Genomic DNA, 17,785 nt, shown 5'->3' on the forward strand with positions numbered 1-17,785 from the left:
ACACATCGAACGCCACTCGCGCACAAAAACCAAACAAAAATGAAATTTCTAACGCATTGTTTTTAAAGGAAAGTAGCTAAACCTAGTAACAAAACACGATAATTAACACCCGATTCACCAATTAACCTCCATTTATTAACAAATAAAAAATTAAAATAAATTTGCTTAGACATCGAATCATTTAACGTTTTAGAATTGCCCTCTCTTAACTGAGTGAGAGATGGAGTATTGGATGGTGGGCGAAAGCAGTTCTGTGCATTCTGCTTTTCGTTATTCACACTCCAAACCGCTATTCGCACAACATACCTAAAAGTGGAGCCGTCCTTCTATGCGAGTTTTATTCATGTTTATGATGCTAATCAGCATCAACTTGCCCGCACAGGCCGAGCAGCAAACGTATTCCGACAGCGAGTTGCTCGATAGGCCATTAATGGAGAGATACATCCTTGATGAGCTCAAATCGCTAAGACAAGATCAACAAGACTTAGAAAAGCGATTAACCGTTCAGTTTACGGAGCGCGAACTCTCGGTAGCCGATAAGTCACTAAACTATGCCAATGTGACAGTGACTTACTTCTTCTACATCATTGCCGGTGTTGCTTCTCTTGTCGCCTTTGTTGGCTGGCAATCATTAAGGGAGTTAAAAAACAACACCAAAGCAATGGCCGATAAAAGGCTAGAAACCATTGCAGAGAAGTATGAGAAGAAGTTCATTGCGTTAGAAAGAGATTTGAAACGCAAAACACGCATCATCAGTGAAAACAACCGGGAGATCGAAATCATCAATGAGATTCATAACCTCTGGTTGAGAGCGCAAAGTATGCCAACCGCTGAGCAGCGTATTGATGTGTACGATGAAATTCTGGCGATAAGGCCGGGCGACTTAGAGGCCGTCACCTACAAAGCCGATGCTGCAATGGAAATCAAAGAGTACAACTGGGCACTCAGTCTTTGTAACCGCGTACTGGATATGGACAGTTCTAATGCCCCCGCGCTCTACCAAAGAGCCTGTGCATATTCTCGTCTGGGTTTGGAAGAGCAGTCGATCGAAGATCTCGAACGAGCAATCGAAGCAAGCCCATCGATACGTGACCTCATCGCCAATGAGCCCGATTTAGAACCATTACACGGTAACCCAAGCTTTGATCGCATGCTGACAAAAGGGCAAGAGAGTTAATTTAGAAGGCTGGAAACGTCGAATCTAGCCGTAACTCATGGAGATACAACTCGAGGCAACTAATGCCTCGAGTTGCTGTTCACTACAAGCCAAAAAAGCGGGTGAACCATGTGATTTCACCAAACGCAATTAAGTCGTAAATAGTGAAGAAGATTGCGCAGATTACCGCAAGTTTAATGAGCTTAATGGCAATTAACATCCTACTTTCTTCCATCATTTTCGTTGCGCACAGTGTAGCGGAAAGGTGAATAGAAACAATCAAAACAACCTGTGGTTAGCTTTGATTCCACCGTACCGTTTGAAGAATAAACCGCTCGGGATCGATAAAACCGCTGAAAATGGGATGTCGCTCCGTATACCCTGCCATCCAACGCTCATCACCACTGCTTGGATAATCCGCTTTTTCTCCCAAACGTAACGCAAAATGCAGATGAGAGACCGTACCTATCCCATAACTCTCATAGGGCTCGGCAATATAGCCGACAATATCCCCTCGTTTAATTGGCCCTAGTTCCACCATGTCACTTTTGAGAGATAAGTGGCCATAAAGTGAATACAGCGATTCCTTACTGTGATCAATAACCACGAGGCCTGCGTAGCCATCCATTTCACCTGAAAAGCTCACCACACCGTCCGCCACGGCGTACACTGGCGAACCTGGTTCTACCCTATAATCTATTGCTGCATGATGGAGGTTTGGAAATCGAGTGGAGGTATTAAAAGACGCATAGTTCTGCAATAAAGAACGATTATCGAGTGGGAACAAATACGGTTGGTTCATCACATCGACCACAACCTGCAACTCGCCATGCACATGGTCTAACTCTTTCTCCGCTTTAACACGGTAGTTTTCTGAGTACGTTTTTGCGCCCCAAAACAAAAAAAACATTACTAAAAGCGTGACAAACGTCCATGTCAGCTTTTTACTTCGTTGATTCATCTAGCCATCCATTTCTTATAGATTTAATAATGTAACCTGAACTCAGGTTAATGAGCCTAAATCGTCTCAAGATGAAATTGCCAAAGCGAGCGTAGGGTTGTTGCGTGCAATAACAGGCGACAACGGCGATTTTCTATTCGACCCTCAAGAATGGAAATCATAGACCCTGATAAAACACGCTGCACCGCTTTGCCAACACATCAAGAAGTGATTTAGGAATAAACACACCTTTCACCGTCCGATCATTGTCAAAAAACAACCTAAAACAACCGTAGTGACTGCGATTTTCGATCTGATTCACTCATCCAGCGCACCGTTAACCGATTGCTGCGACTGATGTTCACCCTCATCAAACATCAAACGGCGAATAAATCACCGACACTTTTATGACTCACTTCACAATTAACGCCAAATGCAATCGATTACACATTCACGCTCACAATACTCGGGTGGTTTTATATGCAACAGAATAATTTATAAAATAACCAGAGAGAAAGTGATGATTAGAACCTTTGTAATATCCGGAATTTTGTTGCTCATAACCGCTTGTGGCGGTGGGTCTTCTGGCGACAACACCTCAACAGCGCCCCCTTCCAGCCGAGATTTATCCGTCGAACTGGGTCAAGACCTTTTCCACAATGCCAATGACACCATAGAAATCGTTCCTCAATACCAGCATGACAGCGCATTTCCCCCCACGTTTCAGTGGCGACAAACCGAAGGTCCTAGCTTAGATACCTCCCCCTCTCACCAGAAAAGTCTTACGTTCACCCTTCCATCTGTCGCGGTTGAAACCACCGTCGCGTTTGAACTGACGTTAACCGACGGTCAAGGCAATCAAGCACAAGATACGATTCGCATTACCATCAAACCCACTCTTCAGCCAGACAACATCCCTCCTACCGTGCAAGCAGGTTCGCCCTTTAGCGTAGAAGAAGGCGCCTTTGCCGACGGACTGAGTGTCACCGCCCAAGATGAAGACGGGCAGATAGAAAAGATCGAATGGCAACAAACGGGTGGCCCGACGGTGTCCCTTTCTAACGTCAATTCAGCCTCACCGAAGTTCAAAGCACCTTTAGTGGATAACGATACGGATCTGGTGTTTAGCGTCACCGTGACTGACAACTTAGGGGCAACCGCGCAAGACCAACAGATCGTCACCGTACAGGACAGCGCGATCAATCAGCGTCCGCAAGTTTCAATTGGAGAAGACAAAGCCGTGGTAGAAGGCACGGAAGTGACACTCACAGCAAACGCCACGGATCCGGATGCTGATGGCAACATCGTCGCGTATCGTTGGAGACAGTTATCAGGACCAAGCGTCACGCTAAATGATGCCACTCAAGCCACTGTGACCTTTTCTGTGCCGACACAATGGACGCAAGGCGATAGCATCGGCTTAATGGTCAGCGTGACAGACAATGAAGGCGGTATTGGCAACGCCAGAATAACGCTGACCATCACTGCCGCAGAGCACAGCTTTAACGCCATTGAATACCTCGACCCAGAGCTCAAACGTTGTGTGGATCAGCACCGCACGCTGAAAGGTTGGCAGAATACACACGAGGTGACGGAACTTGACTGCGCTTCTTCTTTCCAAATCAATACCAGCCGCGATTTGGTCAACTTTACCAACCTTGAAAAATTGACCATCAAGTCTCGTCTGTTTACCGATTTTTCTTCGGACCATGTACCCAACATTGAAAGTTTGTCGTTCCAAGGTTCTGCACTGAAAACACTCGACTTCTCGGGCAATAAGTCGCTTCGTTCACTGACGTTAGTCAGTATTAACACGCTGCAAAGCCTCGCCCTATCGCAAAACTTTGCTCTGACACAACTGACGGTCAATGGCAGTCAGATAGCAGATTTGGATTTGAGTCAGCAAACCGCTTTGCAATCCTTGTCCCTTCATATGGCGAGGCTAAATCAACTGCAATTAGCAAACATGCCGGATTTAACCACACTCAAAATCACAGGAACACAGCTCACCCAGTTTATTGCGCCCTCTCTACCGCAACTACGCACCTTGAACGTGAGCAACAACAAACTGCAAACCTTGGGTGTGACAGAGTTACCCGCTCTGACCGCTCTCTATGCAGGCAATAATGCACTAACGGGACTGAGCTTGGCCAACAACCTCGCGCTCACCGACGTTCGCGTGTCGAAAAACCCGCTTTCGACACTCAATATTCGACCGCTTCTCGAGTTAGAAAGATTAGAGATCAGCGAAACCGACCTCACCACCATCGACTTTTCGCAAAGCCAGAAAATAGCGGCGCTTCTTGCAGGCAATAGCACTCAATTGCAAACCCTAAATGGCCCGCTTCTCCCCATCAAAGAAATCGATGTAAGTCATACTCGCGTCACCGATATCGACTTCAATCATCTTCAAGAGGGAATGGTGTTGATTGGCGCGTCAGGCAAGGGGCTCACCCAGTTTAATGCGGCGCGATATCCGAACTTGCAAACACTCTATATTGCAGATAACGCACTCACCTCCTTGGCGTTATCACACAATCCTCAACTGCTTCTGCTTGATGCAAAAAACAACCAGCTCACTCAACTCGATTTGAGCGCTAACCGAGAGCTGGCGGATCTGGATGCGGCTCACAATCGCCTCACTTCTGTTCAATTGGCCGAAGAAAGCCGACTGAGTTTCATCATGCTTTCTCACAATCAGTTGAAAGACGTGGATTTGTCTCCAGCGGTCAATGTTTTTGATGTGGAAGTGCAAAATAACCCATTGGTGAACATCGAGTTATCGGGGCTGCGTCAATTACGAACTTTGGATGTGTCAAACTCAGAGTTGGTTGACTTCGCACCGCCCCCTTCTACACACTTTTGGTGCCTGAGAGCGGAAAATAACCGCTTCAGTACCCAACTGCTTGAACAACTGGCGCAGTTTGACCAACTGCTTGGTAAGGTATTTTTGACAACGCCCATGAGCAAAAGCACCTTAAATGAAGAGTGCCACGCGCACCTTTAATAAAAAAAGCCGTGAAAGGCCACCTTTCACGGCTTTTGTCGTTTGCGACAAGATTAGAACAGATTGCTCAACCAACGCTTAAACCAATCGGTAATGCGTTTAAACAGCCCACCTTGCTCGACGGATTCTAACGCCACAAGGTCGACCTCCTTCACCACGTTATCTTCCACTTTATAAACCACCTGACCAACCACCTGATCACGCAAGATTGGGGCAGATAAGTCCGGCAGATAAATCAGCTCGGCTTGAAGCTTTTTGGTATCCCCTTTGGGTAAAGTAAGGAAAATGTCCTCTTTAAGACCAACGCTTAACTGATTCTTCTCTCCCATCCAAATTCGAGTGTCTGCCAGCGGCTGATTCGCTTTCGTTGGGGAAACCGTATCGAAGAAGCGGAAACCGTAGCTCAGCAGTTGTTTGCTCTCCGCTTCACGGCTTGAAGTGCTGTTGGACCCCATCACCACCGAAATTAAGCGCATGTTGCCACTGGTGGCAGAGGTCGCCAAACTGTAACCCGCACCACTGGTGAAGCCCGTTTTCATGCCATCCACAGCAATACTTCGGTCTCGCAACAAACCGTTGCGGTTGTATTGCGTAATGCCGTTGTAGGTAAACGAGGTTTCACTGTACATCGGGTAAACGCTAGGCAAATCACGAATGATCGCCTGCCCTAACTTGGCAATGTCACGTGGTGTTGAGTAGAGACCCGTGCTGTCCAAACCATGAGGGTTGGTGAAGGCGGAGTTTTGTAAACCAAGCTTGTCGGCCCACGAGTTCATCAAACTGACAAACGCATCTTGGCTACCGGCCACATGCTCGGCGATGGCGACACTCGCGTCATTGCCCGACTGGATGATCAGACCTCGGTAAAGGTCTTCTAAACTCACAGAAGTACCCACTTCGATAAACATTTTCGAAGAGTCTGGGAAGTTTTTTGCCCATGCGTTGCGGCTGATCACCACTTGATCTGAAAAGCGAATGTTGCCGCGATTCATTTCTTGTCCCGCCACATACGCCGTCATCAACTTGGTTAAACTGGCAGGATTTAACTGGGTATCGGCATTTTTGGCGACCAAGACCTCCCCTGAATGGTAGTCCATCAGCACATAGCCTTTGGCCCCCAAAGCGGGAGGATCGGGAATGACGGTCGGCGCGGCATGAGCGGAAAATGCCATAACGCTGGCACACAAAGCGGAAGTAAGAGAAACAATAGATTTCATGAAAGCAGCCATCCGTTAAATAAGACTTTCTCGAGTATATTCAAGGGAATTTTGCTTACAGCCTCTCTGTTACTAATGGTTACGTTTCTTCGAAAAATGTCTCAATTTGTCTGAAAAATCCATTAACTGGTGAAAAGAAGTGAACAAATTCATAGTTCAAATCTATTGTTCTCAATATTTTATCGTCGTTACAGCAACTCTTTGGCGATGAGACGCAGCAGGAAAGTTTCGCGCTCTATGCTCATGCCTTTTTTGGGGCTTTCCGCCATGGTCTGCTCATTGTGTGCTATCGCTTGATGGATATTGACCCAAAGTGGCTTCATGCCATTTTTCACTTCGTATTCCTCAAAGCGCGTTTCGCCTAACTCTCGGTCAATCTTGCAGGTGTAGCAGTAAGAATGCATGTGCATCACGTTTGCTTCCCCTTTGTACCAAGGACGAAACTCTTCATAGATACCAAATGGTTTGATGTTGTGGATGTTCTTTGCGCCAGTTTCTTCTTCAAGTTCGCGAACCAACCCGGCGATCACATCCTCTCCTTCATCGATGCCACCACCAGGAATGGTGTAATCGTGGTAGCGCTCGGTGTAGAGCAATAAAATATCTTCACCATCGACACAAATGGCGCGCGCGGCGCTGCGTTGGAAAATGATTTTTTCGTCTAGATGTTCGATATCAGGGTGAATCGTTGTTTTCAGATGTCTCATGAGAAAAACGCGCTGTGCTGAAGTCCAAAATTAATTTGGCGGCATACTAACAAAAAAAGCCTCGCGAATGCGAGGCTATTGGTCTTTAACCGTCCCGATTTATCTGCTCAATCAGTTCAGCTTGGACACGCTCTGCGTCTTCAAGGTTGATCTGACAGGTACCTGCCGCTTGGTGCCCACCACCGCCATATTTCAACATCAATTCGCCCACGTTGGTTTTAGAGCCTCGATCGAAAATCGATTTGCCCGTTGCGAAAACCACGTTTTGCTTTTGAAAACCCCACATTTTATGGATTGAAATATTGCAGTCAGGAAACAGGGCATAAATGATGAAGCGGTTGCCTGCGTAAATGGTCTCTTCGTTGGTGAGATCCAACAGCACCAAATTCTTATGCACCGTGGCACAACGTTGAATCTGCTCTTTAAACTTAATTTCGTGTTCGCGATATAAATCAATGCGCTCTTTGACGTCTGGCAAGTCGAGAATTTGCTCGATGGTGTGATTCTTACAGTAATCAATCAAGTCCATCATCAAGTTATAGTTGGAAATGCGAAACTCTCTGAAACGCCCCAAACCAGTACGTGCATCCATCAGAAAATTGAGTAAATTCCACCCTTTTGAGTCCAAAACGTCATCGCGACTAAACTGAGCAGAATCACCTTTGTCTACCGCTTCCATCATTTCAATCCATTCAACGGGGAACACCGAAGTGCCACCATAGTAATCCCACACCACTCGTGCGGCAGATGGGGCATTAGGGTTGATAATATGGTTCTCATGGCGACCACGATTACGGATGGTTTCAGAGAGATGGTGGTCGAACACTAAGTGTGCTTCTGCGACATAAGGCAAGTTGGTAACAATATCGTTTTCCGTAATATCAATCAGGCCGTCTTGCATATCTTTGGGATGGACAAATTTTATCTCATCAATCAAATCTTGTTGTTTTAATAAAACAGCACAAACCAAGCCGTCAAAATCACTGCGGGTTACCAAACGGAATTTTTGTTGTGACATTTACATTTCCTTTGCCAATGATGGGTTGCGATACGATAACCGCAGAGCGAAAAGTGACGCAACAAACCTGTTAATATCAATGGTAAAAATCGGAGCTTCACCACTTGAAACTCTTCTAAGCGTAGTCGAGCGTGCGCTAACTTCCAAATTACTCAATAAGGTTCATCAGTCCCTTAAAGCCTGTTCCGGATCGAAACGACGATTTAGCCCTACTAAGGTGCGGTTAAAACAACGAGCAATCTGAGAAATCGTTGCCGCCTCTTGCTCAATATCGCTCTCTTCTATCCACTGCTGAAGCTGCGCAAAATCGTGATAATAAGGAGACCAATCCGTATTTTGTGCCAGCACGGAACGAATGGCGCTTAATGCATCTTGGGCTTTTTGGTAGGGAATACGGCGCACCTCTTTTAATGGCCGTTGAAACACGCCGCGCGCCACCCCTTCCAGATACACGCGATAGGTGGTGAGCTCATCAATCAACAAAAACAGTTGTGCTTCACCGCCGACATTTGGGTACGGGACGCTCACATGCGCCTCCAGATCATGGTGGATGTCAAGGTGCACACCGTGTTGAGCACATCGCTCACGCAACACGCGCAATAGCCCTTGTTCGTCCATTAATTGTTGGATTTCAAAGATACGCTTGAGATGGTAATCATTGGAAACGAAAGTGACTTTCAAAACGCTGCCCTCTGAACACTGACCACGTTGAATCAGCAAACGGGACACTTCAAAAATGTTCTCTACTGTGCTGGTCGAACGTTCTTCCAGCAAAATGTTCTGAGCCGAAAAAGTCAGGTTTTTCGCAAGGCAACACTGTTGGAAGTAATCGAACATGGCGTTGGCTTCTGAGCGAGCCTGCCCCTGAGTGACGCCACCACAAAATGCAATACGACTCCCAGGCTCAATCTGCCCCGAAGCCATTGCCTCAACCAAAGCGTCCACTCGGCTCACACCTTCTGGCGTTAACGCGTTTTTAAACAGTCTTTTACCCAGCACGATGACCAGACGTTTCTCTTCCATTATTTACAGATCTCTCGTTTTAAACACATCTCTCTCATCTTCTGCTGTACTTTTGTTCAAGCTGAGGCTATTTTCACCGCACTAAGATTCATTAACAAAATTTCAACATACATACTCAAGATGAACTGGTACAACACACTGCTTCATCCATACTTACTAGCAGGTTGTCAGATAGGAAATCATTATGCTGTCGATTTTTGATATTTTTAAGATTGGCGTTGGCCCTTCAAGCTCTCACACCAATGGTCCCATGATTGCGGGTTATCAGTTTACGCAATTGTTGGCAAATGATCTTGATAAAGTGCAACGAATTCAGGTCGATCTCTACGGTTCTTTATCGCTAACAGGAAAAGGCCACCACACCGATCGCGCCGTCATTTTAGGGCTGTTAGGCAATCGCCCTGATACCATCCGTATTAGCAGTGCCAATCAAGCGATGCGACAAGCCATTCACGAAGGGCAACTCTCGCTACGTGGCGAGCGCTTTATTGAATTCGACTTTGCCAGTGACATTCTCTTCCATACCGAGAACTTGCCTCTGCATGAGAATGGCATGACCATCAGTGCGTTCGACGAAGCCAATCAACGTATCCATTTCGAAACCTACTACTCCATCGGTGGTGGTTTTATTGCGACCGAGGATGAACTGAAAAATGGCAAACAAGAATCGGCTGTGAAGGTGGACTTCCCCTTTAGAAATGCCGATGAAATGCTAGAAATGGCGGAAAAGAACGGGCTGAGCCTGGGAGGAATGGTGCTGCGCAACGAGCAGACGTTCCACGATATGGACACCATCGATGCCAAAGCCGAGCAAATTTGGAAAGTGATGAGCTTGTGCATGAAGCGCGGTTTTGAAACCGAAGGCATACTTGAAGGTGGCTTGAGTGTCACTCGCCGTGCCCCCAACTTGCTGAAAAAGCTCGAAGCCAATGCTGCGATTGAAAACGATCCGATGGAAATCATGGATTGGATTAACTTGTTTGCCTTCGCCGTCAGCGAAGAAAACGCGGCCGGTGGCCAAGTGGTCACCTCCCCAACCAACGGCGCAGCAGGTGTGATTCCAGCGGTGTTAATGTACTACCACAAGTTCATCAAAGAGCTCGATACCAAGCAGTTGAAAGACTTCCTTGCCGTGTCTGGCGCAATTGGCATTTTATACAAAACCAATGCCTCTATCTCCGGAGCGGAAGTGGGCTGCCAAGGTGAAATTGGTGTTTCCTCCTCAATGGCGGCGGCGGGATTGACCGCATTACGGGGTGGCAGCAACGAGCAAATTTGCATTGCGGCAGAAATCGCGATGGAACATTCACTCGGCATGACGTGCGATCCGATTGGCGGCTTGGTTCAAGTGCCGTGCATTGAACGCAATGCGATGGGCGCAATGAAAGCGATAAACGCTTCGCGCATGGCCTTAAAGCGCACAAGTAAGTGCCTCATCTCATTAGATAAAGTTATCGAGACCATGTACCAAACGGGTAAAGACATGAATAAAAAATATCGAGAAACCTCGCTCGGCGGTTTGGCTCTGATTCACATGGCGCCTCCGTGTGAATAGCCTGTCATTTCATCAATTTGACTAAATAAACATCACAAAGGGTAGCGCTGCTGCCCTTTCTTTGTCTGGCTTGTGTGCAACCTCAATGCCCCTCTCTTCTTCCTCTTTTCTGTGCGCTTTTACTTACCAATACCAATACATTTGTGAAATTTCACAAAAAACTACCGTTAGTTTCATCTGGCGAATATTATCCCAATCAACACATTTGATTTAGAACAATGCATTAGTTAAGCAATCGTTTGTCATTAGAAAATGTAGTGCAAAACTTTTACTTTGTGCGACAATTGTTTCAAAATATTACACACCATTAATCTACAATAAATCCAGTCATAACCACTGCAAATAATCCAACAGTGAGCAATAAATTATGTGGAATAAACTCAATAAATCCATGATGTTCTGCCAAATGATGTTTGGCTTGTCATTTTACGGCGTGCTCGTTAGCTTAACGCGCTTTTTCTTAGAGGATCTGAATTACAACGAAGCAGATACAATGATGATCGTCGGCGCATTCTCCGCCATCGGTCCATTGTTTGCGATTGCGGGTGGCTTTATCGCGGATAAGTTTTTAGGCGCATATCGCTCATTGTCTATCGCATTCCTTGCGTTTTCTTCTGGCTATGTGCTGTTGGTGCTGGGCGCATCCGCCAGTAACGTTCCCCTTTCAATGTGCGGTATCGCGTTGGCCAGCTATGGCCGTGGCTTGATGTCGCCATCCTACCCAAGCCTGTACAAGCGAACTTTCAACTCTCAAGAAGATTTTGAAAAGGGCTACCCTATCAACTATTCCGTTAACAACGTTGGGGCATTTTTAGGTCAATACCTCTTCCCAATGCTAGTGTTGGTCATTGGTTTTAACGGCGGTTTCGTCATTTCAGCCGTGATGGCGGCAGCGGCACTGGTCACTTTGATTATTTTCCGCAAAGGCTTGGTGGGTGTCGCAACGGATCTGGATAGACAGTCCGTGAGTGTAAAAAACTGGGTCTTCTTTGCTGTGATTTCTGCAGCCATGATTGCGTTGGTGTTCTTCATGTTCTCAAACATGGCGATTGGCCAAAACATCGTTTACGCCATTGGCGGCGCAGCCATTCTCTACTTTATCTCTTTGATGTTTAAAGTGAGCAAGTCAGAGTCGTTAAAGATGGGCACCATCTTAATCGTGACATTCCTGACCACATGTTTCTTCGTCTACTACGGTCAGATGATGACGTCGATGAATATGGTGGCGATCAACACGCTAAAAGGCGACCTCTTTGGCTTCATTCCACTTGAGCCAGAAGCGGCCATGGCGATGAACCCATTGTGGTGTATGGTGGGTGGTCCTATCGTGGCAGGTTTCTTTGCAATGCTAGAGAAGCGCGATATCTTCCTCTCAACCGCAACAAAGATCGCTTTGGCATTTGTTTTAACCGCCATTGCCTTTGGTATTCTGACCTTCGCCGTCATCAATATCAGTGAAGATGTGATCATCCTGCCAGAGATTTTCCTCGCGATTCACTTCTTCCAAGCGATTGCTGAAGTGATCGTGGGCTCAATGGTGGTTGCGTTTATCCTATCGGTTGCACCAAAACACATTGAGAACTTCTCTGTTAGCTTGTTCTCTGTGGCGCTTGCGCTCAGTGGCATCGTTGGCGCGGTATTCTCTACTTCTATCGCCCTAGAGAAAGGCCAAGCCATCACGCAAGAGATCGTGCAAACGGTCTACGGTGATTACTTCCAATTGCTCACCGTATTGGCGGTTGTCATGGTGGGTGTGGCGCTGGCTGCCTCTTGGATTATTCGTAAGATGCTTGATGCAGCAAAAGAGAGCGAACAGCCTGAAGTGCTAGCAGAAGCTGAAGTGCAAGGTTAATCACTGACGCATTCTAAACGAATCAAGCCCGCGTTTTGCGGGCTTTTTGATCGTACGATGCCTTCGTTCGTTCTTCGTGTTTGAGTCGTTTATCTCGCGAGGCCTTGCAGCACTCCTTGGGTGATCGCATGGCGATATTTATTGAGATAATCGATGTCATTCAGATAGGCCAAGTGATGACCTTGTGCGATATTTTCTGCGAACTGTGCATTCCCTTCACTGGCTTGAGTTCGCATGTAATCCACCAGCACGGTCAGCCGTAACGTCATGGTTTCAACCAACTCCTCTCGTTGTAGTCGGCTGCACTCATAGGCATCACAAAATATTCTCGCTCGGGTAATTTGCTCTTCTAAGGTGCCGAGTTGATCATGGATATCGGTTTTAAACGGTGCCCAGCCATAAACCGCAAAGGCAATGTCCCATATTCTTGGTGCTGGGTGCGCGGTATCAAAATCAAACACGCCAACCACTACATCTTCTTCAAGCACCACGTTGTAAGGCATAAAGTCACCATGACAAATGACCTCCATCGGCGCTCTCTCGGGCAGCATCCAGTGTAGGTTCTCATGCGAATGTAAACTGAGAAATGATTGTGATGCGTCATGCAGGTTTCTCAGTAGGCGAGCCGCTGATTTGAGAGCGTTGATTGACGTGATTTTGCCGCTTAACGGGTAGTTATAGCAGTCCCCTTGCACAAAGCTAACGGTTTCAAGATCTTGCTCAAGATCCAACGGCTCTGGGCAGGCATGAAACCCATGCTGATGCAGATGCCGCAGCAGTTGATGGACTGTCACGGTTGATGCGCTCGCCGGACGAGTGACATGATTTCCTTGTCGCAAAATGACCCCTTCTCGGCCACCATTAAGTACTTCCATTTCACTCCTCCCGCTTTTGTTCCGCACCACATACAGCGGAAAAATATCGGTGAGATAGTAACAACGAATGCCTTTGATTCGAAAAGAGCAAACGCGTAATTTGTCTGCCGCCTCTCAGCGATTTTTGCAACAATCTGTAAGCCAGTGAACAAATGCATCCACTTGAGGTTTTTCTACGTTTCGTACAATCAAATGATGTGCGCCAGCACTGGGCATAGACCACTCTCCCACTTGAACCAAGCTGCCTTGGCGTAAGTGGTCATCCACCAACAAATCCCGCACCAACAGTACACCCAGTTGATGCACTGCCGCTTCGATGGAGAGTGTCGAATGGTCAAACTCTAAAGCCATTTTGCCGCAGGCGGCGGAGATTTCATGGTAGTCAAACCAGCGTGGCCAGGTTTCCACATACCCACTGGTCGCCAAGCGAGGCACATTGATGAGATCGTCTAACGTGGCTATCGGATTGAGTTGCAGAAAGCCGGGGCTCGCGACCAATATCCAGTTTTCCTCTGTTAATTTCGTCACTTGATCGTATTGCCAATCACCATAGCCATTGATGATCTCAACATCTGCCGTGGCGCTGTTATCAGGTAAAGTATTTGATGTTGTGGAAATTTTTAGCGGCCATTGTGGATAACGACGTCGAAAATCGCCCAAACGTGGTAACAGCCATTGCAAACAGAAACTGTGCGCCACATGTAAAACCAATTGCCCATTTTGCCTACGATTGAACAATTGATCAGTGGTCACCGCCAATTGCTGAAAAAGATTGGAAACCACGGGCAAATAATCTCTCGCCGCCTCAGTGAGAACCAACTGCGCGCCGTGCCGCTCAAACAAAACCGCCTCTAATTGAGATTCAAGCGCTTTCACTTGCTGACTCACGGCAGCACGGGTGACGTTTAACTCCTCCGCCGCCTTGGTAAAACTCTGCAATCGCGCAGCGGCTTCAAACGCTTTCAGCGCATTCAGTGGTGGTAGGTTTTGCATTCATTACTCTCACTTGAGCGAAACCAAACACGCGCCCCAAGTAAGAAGACAACCGCGTGTTTGTTTTCCAATTTACAATGTAAAGAGCAGCCTATCGTCAGTTAGTGACAGTAATATTATTCAAGCTTGTCCGCCTTGCCAGCAGGGCCAGCGAGCTTCGCCAGCCATTTATCCCAAATCCAAGGCGTTTGTTCGTTGTCTTCCGCCTCTTCTTTTCGTCTCACTGCATTGCGCACCATCATGGCACCCAACCAACGAAACGGCTCTGGTGGAAATTGCCCTAACGGACCTTTCGCCAAGCCGCACTGGCTCCATTCGTTCTCAATTCCCAACACCAGAGAGGACAAAATCTTGCCCCCCATTCGCGTTTGAGCCACGCCATTGCCTGAATAACCAAAACCGTAGAAAACATTACTTTGCCCTGCTAAGCGGTCGAAAAAAGGGAAACCCGTGGCAGAACGATCCGAACCACCTGTCCAACTGTAAGCAAATTCTTCGCCTTTTAAGCTTGGAAAGAGCTTATCGAAGGAACGACGTAGCAAATCTTGGTAGCGTGTAGCACGCTGGAACATCGGCTCTACCGCATTGTTATAGGAAAAATGGTTCCCCCCCTTTCCAAGCATTAAGCGGCCATCAACCGTATCGCGGTAATAATGCACAAAAATTCGCGAGTCCAACACGCTGCTTCCTACCTTCCAACCAGCATCAGCGAAAGCTTCAGGTGCAAGCGGTTGGGTAATCACCATATCTGACGAGACCACCACGATACTGCGCTTAAATTGCGGAAACTGTTCCACCATCCAAGCATTCAGCGCAAGAACCACTTGCTGTGCATAAATTTCCCCTTGAGGCGTAGTGACTTTCGCTGGTTCTCCATATGCTAACGCTGTCATTGGTGTGTGTTCATAGATCTGCACGCCCATCTCAATGGCCACTTTTCGCAGCCCTCTTGCTAACATTGCCGGTTGAACAGTCGCCGCGATCGCCGAATAGTGACCATCAACATTACGAGGCGAGCCGCTATGGGTAGCGAGTTCGTGTTGCTCACAATGACGCCAACTGTTGATATTCAAACGCTCTAGCTCCGCGACTACAGGCTGTAATGCGCCTTTCTGCGCCGAGTTGGTGGCGGTGTAATAAACGCCCTTTGACGAAAGTTGTGCGTCAATTTGGTGTTGTTGGCAAAATGCCTCAATGTCTAAGACGGCTTGTTCCGATTGCTCAACCAACCACTTGGCATGGGCTTCACCAAACAGTCGCTTGAGCGTCGGATACTTGGTTGACCATGTCAGCATACAGCCACCATTTGCGCCCGAGGCTCCGCTGCCACATAGCCCCTTTTCAATGACTGTAATCTGTTTTTCTGGTGCCTGCTCTTTGAGCATGATGGCCGTCCACAAACCCGTGTAGCCACCACCAACAATCAAAACGTCCGTCTCGAGCGGCCCCTGCAATGGTTTTGCTGATGGAGGTTGCTCCTGTTCGATCGCTTGTTTAAACCAGAAAGAAGGGTGTGAATGGCTCGAAGATGAGTCCGAAAGTTCTGTGGCATTAACATTCCGCATGGGGTTTTCCTTTGCAATAATCATAGCGATAAATTACAAAACACTCGCCAAAGGCACGAGCGAGAAAAACTGTTGTACAGCGTAAGAAATGATAACGATGACTGAAAAACGCAACTTGACTCGGCACCTAAGCCAAGAGCGTTTAGGTAAGCGTTAACACTAATCCAGCCACGATAGAAGCAACGCCAATCCCACGTGTGAGGTACCATTTCTCACCCAAAAATTGAATACCCATCAGCAAACCAAACACGATGCTGACTTGGCGCAAAGCAACCACCAAACTGACGTTATCAGTCATGGTCATCGCAAACAGCACCAAACCATAAGTCGATGCCATCATTACCCCAGCCAAACTTGCGCTCAAGCGGATATTCCAGGCATAGTCAAATTCGGTGCGCTTGGAGAACTTTAAACACCAAAGCAACATAGGTAGCCCCATTGCCCAGAACTGAATACCAAGATAAAAAATAGCACTGTATTGATCCGCCAAAACGGAGTGCGCGGTTTGCGTGACCAACGCCAACGCTTCTTTGTCGATCACCGAGTAACCTGCGGTACCCAACGCTGCCACCAGCGCCCAAGCAACCCCAACATTCAGGTAAGAGGCTGGTCTCATCTGGTTAAAATGAGTCAATGGCACCAGCATGCAACCTAAAGTGATCAGTATAAAACCGAACCATTGTTGGGCAGTAAGCTCGTATCCCAACACTAGGCTTACTCCACCCACCATCATGACTGGCAGTGAACGCGCGATGGGATACACCACACCAACGTCAGCGTGTTTGTACGCGATGATGAGGCCAACCAGATAGATCATTTGTGAAATGCCGCTAATAATCAGCAGCCACCAGAACGTTGCGGGTAACGCTGACCAAGCAACTTGGCTTAGGTACCAAATCAAATAAGGCGTGAGCAATAGGGAGGCAGCCAAGCTGGCCACCATAGTAAAGGTAGGGCCTGAACCCGAATGGCTCTTACCAAGGATATTCCAACCTGCATGAAAAACGGCTGAAATGATGACTAACACTATCGCCAATGAATTCATCTGCGTTCCTTATAGAAAAGGCTCCAGATGGAGCCTTAACACTGCATAGAAGAATGCTTATCGATTAGGAAAATACTCGGATATGAAACAGACTTCAATTGGCTTATTTCACCACGTGATCATCTTGCCAATTCTGCGAGAGACTCGATACAAATGGCATCGTGACGCCAGTATTCAATATCGCAGTCAATGAGTTCGCCATGCTGATTGTAGTTAATGCGCTCCACCACCATTGCAGGCGTCCCAGAAGTTGCACGTAGTGCCTGTGCCATCTCTCCGAGCAAGGTACTGGTGGAAATGCGGTAGCGCGTTTTTTGATAGCTGACCCCAAAGTGCTCACGATAGATATCCGTCAGTGAGTTCGACAAATCGTGGTCTAACAGATTGGGAAACAACTCAGGGCGAACGTAGTTTGTTACGTACACCACAGGGCGGTCTTCAAGATAACGCACACGATCCACTCGAAACACATCAGAAAATGGCTGAAGGTTAAGTAAGCGAGCCGCCACTTTGTTGGCTAAAATCGCTTTTGCGCCAAGCAGTTGTGTTTTCGGTACTCGATTCTGCGCTAACGCCATATTGGTAAAATTCAGTGTTTGAGTTGGGTCGTAACGCAACGGTACAGGCGAGATAAACCAACCGCGGCGGTCTTCACGATAGATTCGACCTTCCGCTTCCAATAGAGACAACGCCTCGCGTAGCGTAACTCGTGTGGTATCAAACGACTCTGCCAATTTGCGCTCTGCTGGCAACTTTTGTCTTGGCGCTAACATGCCCGCTTCAATCTGTTCAACAATCGAATCTTTAATTTTTACGTATTGCACGAAGTGTC

General features: G+C 47.3%; 14 protein-coding genes. 4 read left to right on the forward strand and 10 right to left on the reverse strand.

Annotation, left to right across the window (positions count from 1 at the left end; translation table 11 throughout):
* Positions 1-328 precede the first annotated feature (328 nt).
* Positions 329-1,177, forward strand: coding sequence for a tetratricopeptide repeat protein (locus CIK04_RS04345; RefSeq protein ID WP_011151876.1), 849 nt, complete (start codon positions 329-331; stop codon positions 1,175-1,177).
* Between the two features lie 274 nt (positions 1,178-1,451).
* On the opposite strand, the gene CIK04_RS04350 is transcribed toward CIK04_RS04345, so the two are convergent.
* Positions 1,452-2,117, reverse strand: a complete 666-nt coding sequence (locus CIK04_RS04350) for a M23 family metallopeptidase (protein WP_097352554.1) — start codon at positions 2,115-2,117, stop codon at positions 1,452-1,454.
* 532 nt (positions 2,118-2,649) lie between these two features.
* Between CIK04_RS04350 and CIK04_RS04355 the strand changes: the two genes are divergently transcribed.
* Positions 2,650-5,103: a hypothetical protein gene (locus CIK04_RS04355; protein ID WP_325205692.1), complete on the forward strand. Its 2,454-nt coding sequence runs from the start codon at positions 2,650-2,652 to the stop codon at positions 5,101-5,103.
* 53 nt (positions 5,104-5,156) lie between these two features.
* On the opposite strand, the gene CIK04_RS04360 is transcribed toward CIK04_RS04355, so the two are convergent.
* From CIK04_RS04360 to CIK04_RS04375, 4 genes are all read right to left on the reverse strand, one after another.
* Positions 5,157-6,320, reverse strand: coding sequence for a D-alanyl-D-alanine carboxypeptidase family protein (locus tag CIK04_RS04360; protein ID WP_176463283.1), 1,164 nt, complete (start codon positions 6,318-6,320; stop codon positions 5,157-5,159).
* Between the two features lie 188 nt (positions 6,321-6,508).
* Entirely contained in the window at positions 6,509-7,027 is a 519-nt protein-coding gene (locus tag CIK04_RS04365) for an NUDIX hydrolase (RefSeq protein ID WP_011151870.1), read from the reverse strand.
* An 85-nt stretch (positions 7,028-7,112) separates the two neighbouring features.
* Complete coding sequence (locus CIK04_RS04370) at positions 7,113-8,045, reverse strand: exopolyphosphatase (protein WP_038964790.1); 933 nt, start codon at positions 8,043-8,045, stop codon at positions 7,113-7,115.
* A gap of 165 nt (positions 8,046-8,210) precedes the next feature.
* Positions 8,211-9,068: a YdcF family protein gene (locus tag CIK04_RS04375; RefSeq protein ID WP_097352551.1), complete on the reverse strand. Its 858-nt coding sequence runs from the start codon at positions 9,066-9,068 to the stop codon at positions 8,211-8,213.
* Between the two features lie 184 nt (positions 9,069-9,252).
* Here CIK04_RS04375 and CIK04_RS04380 point away from each other — a divergent pair, with 184 nt between their 5' ends.
* Positions 9,253-10,623, forward strand: a complete 1,371-nt coding sequence (locus CIK04_RS04380; RefSeq protein WP_080527148.1) for an L-serine ammonia-lyase — start codon at positions 9,253-9,255, stop codon at positions 10,621-10,623.
* A gap of 367 nt (positions 10,624-10,990) precedes the next feature.
* A complete protein-coding gene (locus tag CIK04_RS04385) occupies positions 10,991-12,475 on the forward strand; it encodes a peptide MFS transporter (RefSeq protein WP_017422478.1) in 1,485 nt (494 codons plus the stop codon).
* 89 nt (positions 12,476-12,564) lie between these two features.
* Here the strand turns inward: CIK04_RS04385 and CIK04_RS04390 are convergent, their stop codons facing one another.
* The 5 genes from CIK04_RS04390 to phnR all read right to left on the reverse strand — a co-directional run bounded on the left by CIK04_RS04390 (position 12,565) and on the right by phnR (position 17,777).
* Positions 12,565-13,350: a phosphotransferase enzyme family protein gene (locus CIK04_RS04390; protein ID WP_097352550.1), complete on the reverse strand. Its 786-nt coding sequence runs from the start codon at positions 13,348-13,350 to the stop codon at positions 12,565-12,567.
* 114 nt (positions 13,351-13,464) lie between these two features.
* A complete protein-coding gene (locus CIK04_RS04395; protein WP_097352549.1) occupies positions 13,465-14,343 on the reverse strand; it encodes a LysR substrate-binding domain-containing protein in 879 nt (292 codons plus the stop codon).
* 116 nt (positions 14,344-14,459) lie between these two features.
* Positions 14,460-15,908 (reverse strand): FAD-dependent oxidoreductase, encoded by a 1,449-nt coding sequence (locus CIK04_RS04400; RefSeq protein WP_176463284.1) that lies wholly within the window; start codon positions 15,906-15,908, stop codon positions 14,460-14,462.
* A gap of 142 nt (positions 15,909-16,050) precedes the next feature.
* Positions 16,051-16,953, reverse strand: coding sequence for a DMT family transporter (locus tag CIK04_RS04405; RefSeq protein ID WP_097352547.1), 903 nt, complete (start codon positions 16,951-16,953; stop codon positions 16,051-16,053).
* Between the two features lie 119 nt (positions 16,954-17,072).
* The gene (gene phnR / locus CIK04_RS04410) at positions 17,073-17,777 is read right to left on the reverse strand and encodes a phosphonate utilization transcriptional regulator PhnR (RefSeq protein ID WP_011151851.1); all 705 of its coding nucleotides are present in this window, start codon (positions 17,775-17,777) and stop codon (positions 17,073-17,075) included.
* Between the last annotated feature and the right edge of the window lie 8 nt (positions 17,778-17,785).

Source organism: Vibrio sp. 03_296 (assembly GCF_002265885.1).